Raw genomic sequence first — 771 nt, forward strand, 5'->3', positions numbered from 1 at the left:
AGCTAACCATTGAAAACCTCCATGTCGACCATGGCTCTATTCTAAACAATGCCGATGGTACGTTTACGTTTACCCCAGAGAAAGACTATAACGGCGATGTACACTTCAGCTATGACGTTAAGGATGCACACGGTGGTGTGACCCACACCGGCGCAACCACCAACTTAGCTGCGGTTAACGACAACCCTGATGTGACGCCTTTAACAGACAGTGTCAGTGAGGGGGCCGATAATCATCACACCCTCAATCTGCTAGTAGGTGCCACAGATAAAGACGGCGACGCTTTAACTATCAGTCACCTTGAATATGCCATCGATGGTCAACTTCAGGCAGGGAAAATCCCCGCAGGTATCACCTTAGATACTGATGGTCATACATTAATTGTTGATGCCACTGATCCCGCATTTAACCATTTGGCCAATGGTCAGTCGCAACAAATCGCTATCACCTATCAAGTAGAAGATGGCCATGGTGGAAGTACGCAACAAACCGCCACGCTTACCATTGCCGGGACAGATGATAAAGCCACACTGGTTTCTAATGTCATTCAGCTCACTGAAACACAAGCGCTGGATAGTGAATTTAAATCCTATAGAGGCCAGCTTCAGCTGATTGACCCTGATAGTGGTGATAACACTCAGTTTGTATTTAGCGGGAAGTATTTAGGTCAAGGTTTTGCACCTGGTCACCTTGATGTTTGGCCTAATGGCACTTATCAATTCAAATTAGATGCTGGTACCAATCATCATCCAGACGATCTAATCAGTAGCC

1 protein-coding gene is annotated in these 771 nt (G+C 46.2%); it reads left to right on the forward strand.

The features are described 5' to 3' along the window. Window positions 1–771: cadherin-like domain-containing protein (locus AB4623_RS24270; protein ID WP_372147359.1), on the forward strand; the 771-nt coding region annotated here is incomplete at both ends.

The sequence above is a fragment of the Vibrio sp. 10N.222.52.C12 genome, assembly GCF_041474215.1.
GTDB lineage: Bacteria > Pseudomonadota > Gammaproteobacteria > Enterobacterales > Vibrionaceae > Vibrio > Vibrio crassostreae_C.